Below are 4,793 nucleotides of genomic sequence, written 5' to 3' on the forward strand. Positions count from 1 at the left end.
CTGGAACACCGCGTCGACGCAGGAAGCCATTCGTGTGCTCGAAGAGCAGCCGAAGGGCGAACCGTTCTCGAAGATCGCACTCGACGCCGCTTCGGCCGTCGCGCATCACCAGGCAGCTGCCGGTGGTCGCCTCGCCGAGACCCTGTCGCGTTCGGAATTCATCGATCGCGCCCTGCGCCAGGCCGTTGCTCGCGAGAGCCTGCGTCTGGAAGGCGGCCTGACCCTGCTCGCTACGGTCGGTTCGTCGGCACCGTTCATCGGTCTTCTCGGTACGGTGTGGGGTATCTACCACGCACTGATCGGTATCGCCGCCTCCGGTTCCGCGTCGATGGATAAGGTCGCTGGTCCCGTCGGTGAAGCTCTGATCATGACCGCGTTCGGTCTGTTCACCGCTATCCCGGCCGTGCTTGCGTACAACTTCTTCATGCGCTCGAACCGTCTGACCTACGCCCAGTTCGACGAATTCGCGCACGACCTGCACGACTTCTTCGCCACGGGTGCCCGCGTCGAAGGCTCGGGTCCGGTCGTCTCCGTCAAGAAGTGAGGAATTGACCCATGGCTATGAGTAGCGGGGGCAACAGTGGCGGTCCGATGTCGGAAATCAACGTCACGCCGCTCGTCGACGTGATGCTGGTTCTGCTGATCATCTTCATGATCACGGCTCCCCTGATGTCCCATAAGGTCCAGATCGATCTGCCGAAGGCTAATCCGAATGTTAAGGATGACACCCCGGTCGATCCGATGGACCTCGCGATCAAGCCGGACGGTACGTACTTCCTCAATGACGGCGAAGTCAGCGAGGCTGAGCTGAAGGCACAGTTCGCGGTTGCGGCGGCGAAGTCGCCGCAGCCGGAGCTCCAGATCCGTGCGGACCGCACCACGGAATACAAAGTGGTGAAGAAGGTCCTTGGCGACGCCAAGGATGCCGGCATGGTCCACGTCGGCTTCATGTCGACTGGTAAGGAGTAAACGAGATGGCTTTCAGCTCAGGTAACTCTGGTGGTCCCATGGCGGACATCAACGTCACGCCGCTCGTCGACGTGATGCTGGTGCTCCTGATCATCTTCATGATCACGGCTCCGATGCTGTCGCATAAGATCAAGATCGATCTTCCGCAGCCGAATCCGAATGTCGTCAACCCAGAGAATCCGCCGGATCCCGTCCGTCTGCAGATTCGCCAGGATGGCTCGCTCTATTGGAACGATACGCCGGTAGACGAACTGGGCCTCAAGGCTCAGATCGCGGTGATCGCCCAGCAGTCGAACCAGCCGGAACTGCAGATCGACGCCGATGACGCGGCTCAGTACGAGGTCGTGGCACGCGTGCTTTCCGACGCCAAGGGCCAGGGCCTGACCAAGATCGGTTTCGTTAACTCGAACTGATCGCGGTCGTCCGGTAAGAACGAAAAAACCCCGCTTCGGCGGGGTTTTTTTTGTTCCTTCTGTGGGAGCCGCTTCAGCGGCGATTGGGCGCGCGCCAAAACCAGGCCCGCTGCCGCGGGATCGCCGATGAATCGGCTCCTACAGGTAGAGGAGCACCCGGTTACGACAGGATGTTGATGTAGTTCTTGACGGTCTTGGCCAGCCCTTCGTACAGCGCCTCGCCGATGAGCGCATGCCCGATCGACACCTCAGCCAGCCCGGGAATGGCGGACTTGAAGGTACCCAGGTTCGCCTGGCTCAGGTCGTGACCCGCGTTCACCGCGAGGCCGGCCTTCTGCGCCCGCTGTGCGGTATCCACAAACGAAGCGAGTTCCTTCCGCGCGTCACCTTCGGCGAACGCTTCGGCATAAGGTCCGGTGTAAAGCTCGATGCGTTGCACGCCGATCGCGGCGGCCTCGGCGAAACCCTCGCCACCGGCGTCGACGAATACGCTGACGCGGCAGCCGAGTTCGCGGAAGGCGGCGACCAGGGGCTTCAGGACCTCGATGTCCTTCGTGAGATCGAAGCCGTGGTCCGAGGTGATCTGACCGTCGCCGTCCGGTACGAGCGTGACCTGGGTCGGTCGCACCTCGCGTGCGAGCTCGATGAGACCAGGGTAGGCACCGCGCGGGCCGGCGAACGGATTGCCCTCGATGTTGTATTCGACACGGCCGCGCAGCAGGCCAGCCAATGTACGCACATCACCCGGCGTGACGTGACGCATGTCCGGTCGCGGGTGCACGGTAAGTCCGCCACAACCGGCATCGATGCAGGTGTTGGCAGCCGTGGCGATATCCGGTTCATTGCCGCCGCGCGAATTGCGCAGCACGGCGATCTTGTTCAGGTTTACGCTGAGTAGGGTCATCGTTTATCCATAAAAAAACGCACGTCGCCATTGCGACGTGCGTAATGACTGTCGTCCCAGCATAACGCGCCAACTCCGTATGGCGCACGGCTCACCACACACACACTCACAGAACATCAGACACACCTGACTGAGAAAAGGTTCAAAGTGCATATGTGAAGACGCGGACCTTTCGTTCGCTTCCTCGCCAAGCCACCGCGGCGACGCATTCCGCGCCCGCATCGAGCGCTTCGACCCGCCAGGCGGATGCCGGCCCGATCTCACCCTGGAAAGCGACCGGTGTGGCGGCGCCGTTACCGAGTTCAAATGCCACCCGCTCCAGACCATACGAAAGGCCGCCGCCGTTTGCCTTGAGCACCGCCTCCTTAGCGGTCCACAGGCGAAGAAAGCCCTGGAGTTGCCCTTCGACGGGCAGCGCCTCGAGCATGCTGGTCTCATCGGGTGCGAAGAAACGCCTCGCCAGTTCCAGTGCCCTCGCTCGTGGGCGCACGCGCTCGATATCCACGCCGACTTCGAAACCCGCACCGCCGCGACCGATCGCGAACAAGGCCCTGTCCCCACTGTGCGACCAGTTGAAGCCGAGGCGGTCGAACGGTGCCGGAAAGCGAGGCTTGCCGTGTTCGCCCCGCTCGATCGCCGGCGCCTCCGTGCCGGCATAGGCGGCCAACAGCGAGACGAAGGGGAGCTCGCCGCTGCCCGATGACCATCGGGTCTGCCACACATGGATCTCATCGTCGGCAAGCGGCGGAACATCGAAAAGGGTGGAAGTCATTCACGCATGCTGCATCGTCGTCGCCCAAACCTGCAAGTATTCACCGGAGGCCCTAGAATCAGGGCCGTGCCGAACGGGGAGCACTTATCGTGATTGCAGGCTGGCTTCTGCTGCTGGTAGCGCTTGCTTACGTCGGCATGTTGTTCGCTATTGCCTACGCGGGCGACCGTCGTCCGCTCTACCCTCGTCAACCCAGGTTGCGACCGCTCGTCTACAGCCTGGCCCTGGCCGTCTATTGCTCGTCGTGGACCTTCTACGGCGCCGTCGGCACGGCGGCGCGCTCGGGCCTGGCCTACCTGCCCATCTACCTGGGTCCGTTGCTGCTGTTCGTTTTTGGCTTCGGCCTGCTCGAGCGCCTGGTGCTCGTCGCACGCCAACGCAACATCACTTCCATCGCCGACTTCATCGCGGCGCGCTTTGGTAAGTCGCACGGCCTCGCCGCCCTGGTCGCGGTGATCGCCGTCGTCGCCATCATTCCGTACATCGCCTTGCAGTTCAAAGCGGTCGCGATGTCCTTCGCCGTCCTCGGCGCCGGCAACTCCGCGTGGTGGTTCGGCGACACCGCGCTGTGGTGCGCCGCCCTGCTCGCTGTCTTTGCCATCCTGTTCGGCACGCGCAACATCGATGCCACCGAGCACCACCACGGGCTGATGCTGGCGGTGGCGGTAGAGTCGTTGGTGAAGCTGATCGCCTTCGTCGCCATCGGCGTCTACGCCTATCTGCACGGCCCGGGTCTCGCGCAGACGTTGCATGCCCCGGTGCTACAACTCGAAAAAGGCAGCATGCCGCCTGGCTTCGTCGCGCAGACCCTGTTGGCGTTCTGCGCCATGTTCTGCCTCCCACGGCAGTTCCAGATCGGCGTGGTGGAGTGCGAGGATCCGCGCGACCTGCGCAAGGCACGCTGGCTTTTCCCTCTTTACATGGTGTTGATCTCCGCGGCTGTCCTGCCCATCGTGAGCGCCGGACTGGGCCTGCCGCAGGTCACCCAGGGTCACGTGGACGCCTGGGTACTGAATCTCCCCATCGCGCTGGGCAACAACGGCATCGCACTCCTCGCCTTCGTCGGCGGATTCTCCGCGGCCACGGGCATGGTCATTGTCGCGGCGGTCGCACTGGCGACGATGATCAGCAACGATCTGGTGATGCCGGCACTGCTGCGCATACGTCGACTCGATCTCGAACGACGCGGTGATCTTTCGAGCATCGTGCTGCTCGTGCGCCGCGTGTCCATCGTCGCGCTCGCCGCGCTCGCCTACTTCTACTATCGCATCATCGCGAACGCCGAGAACCTCGCCGCCACCGGCCTTCTCTCCTTCGCGGCCGTGGCGCAGTTCGCACCCGCTATCGTTTCCGCCCTGTACTGGCGCGGCGCTAGTCGCGTCGGTGTGTATGTCGGATTGCTCGCGGGCTTCATCGTCTGGGCATACACCCTTCTGTTTCCCGCGATGACGCGCGCCGGCTGGATGAGCAGCGGCTGGGTCGACAACGGCCCGTTCGGCATGAGTTGGTTGAAGCCGAACGAACTGTTCCACCTCAGTGGATGGGAGCCGGTCACCCACGGCACGTTCTGGTCGCTACTCTTCAACGTCTCGTGTCTGATCTTTATCTCGCTGCGTTTCAGGCCCAGCGTGGCAGAGCGACTGCATGCCGCGCTCTTCGTCGACCCCTACGTGCGTAGCGTCACGGGCGCGGGCGACTGGAAGGGCCGTGTGACTGTGCGCGACCTCGGTACCAT

The 4,793-nt window shown here is 63.1% G+C and carries 6 protein-coding genes; 4 read left to right on the forward strand and 2 right to left on the reverse strand.

Annotated features, from left to right (window positions below; genetic code table 11):
* The 3 genes from AC1DT2_RS15890 to AC1DT2_RS15900 all read left to right on the forward strand — a co-directional run.
* Nucleotides 1–544 (forward strand): MotA/TolQ/ExbB proton channel family protein (locus AC1DT2_RS15890; RefSeq protein ID WP_477297372.1); only part of this gene is annotated, 544 nt, incomplete at its 5' end.
* An 11-nt stretch (nucleotides 545–555) separates the two neighbouring features.
* Entirely contained in the window at nucleotides 556–969 is a 414-nt protein-coding gene (locus AC1DT2_RS15895; RefSeq protein ID WP_063571454.1) for an ExbD/TolR family protein, read from the forward strand.
* 5 nt (nucleotides 970–974) lie between these two features.
* Nucleotides 975–1,382: an ExbD/TolR family protein gene (locus AC1DT2_RS15900; protein ID WP_046969084.1), complete on the forward strand. Its 408-nt coding sequence runs from the start codon at nucleotides 975–977 to the stop codon at nucleotides 1,380–1,382.
* A gap of 160 nt (nucleotides 1,383–1,542) precedes the next feature.
* Here AC1DT2_RS15900 and AC1DT2_RS15905 read toward each other — a convergent pair whose 3' ends face one another.
* Complete coding sequence (locus AC1DT2_RS15905; RefSeq protein ID WP_477297374.1) at nucleotides 1,543–2,286, reverse strand: pyridoxine 5'-phosphate synthase; 744 nt, start codon at nucleotides 2,284–2,286, stop codon at nucleotides 1,543–1,545.
* Nucleotides 2,287–2,428: 142 nt separating this feature from the next.
* A complete protein-coding gene (locus AC1DT2_RS15910; protein ID WP_477297375.1) occupies nucleotides 2,429–3,058 on the reverse strand; it encodes a 4'-phosphopantetheinyl transferase family protein in 630 nt (209 codons plus the stop codon).
* 89 nt (nucleotides 3,059–3,147) lie between these two features.
* On the opposite strand from AC1DT2_RS15910, the gene AC1DT2_RS15915 reads away from it, so the two are divergent.
* Nucleotides 3,148–4,793 (forward strand): SLC5/6 family protein (locus AC1DT2_RS15915; RefSeq protein WP_477297376.1); only part of this gene is annotated, 1,646 nt, incomplete at its 3' end.

This window comes from Luteibacter sp. P4_E6 (assembly GCF_056401535.1).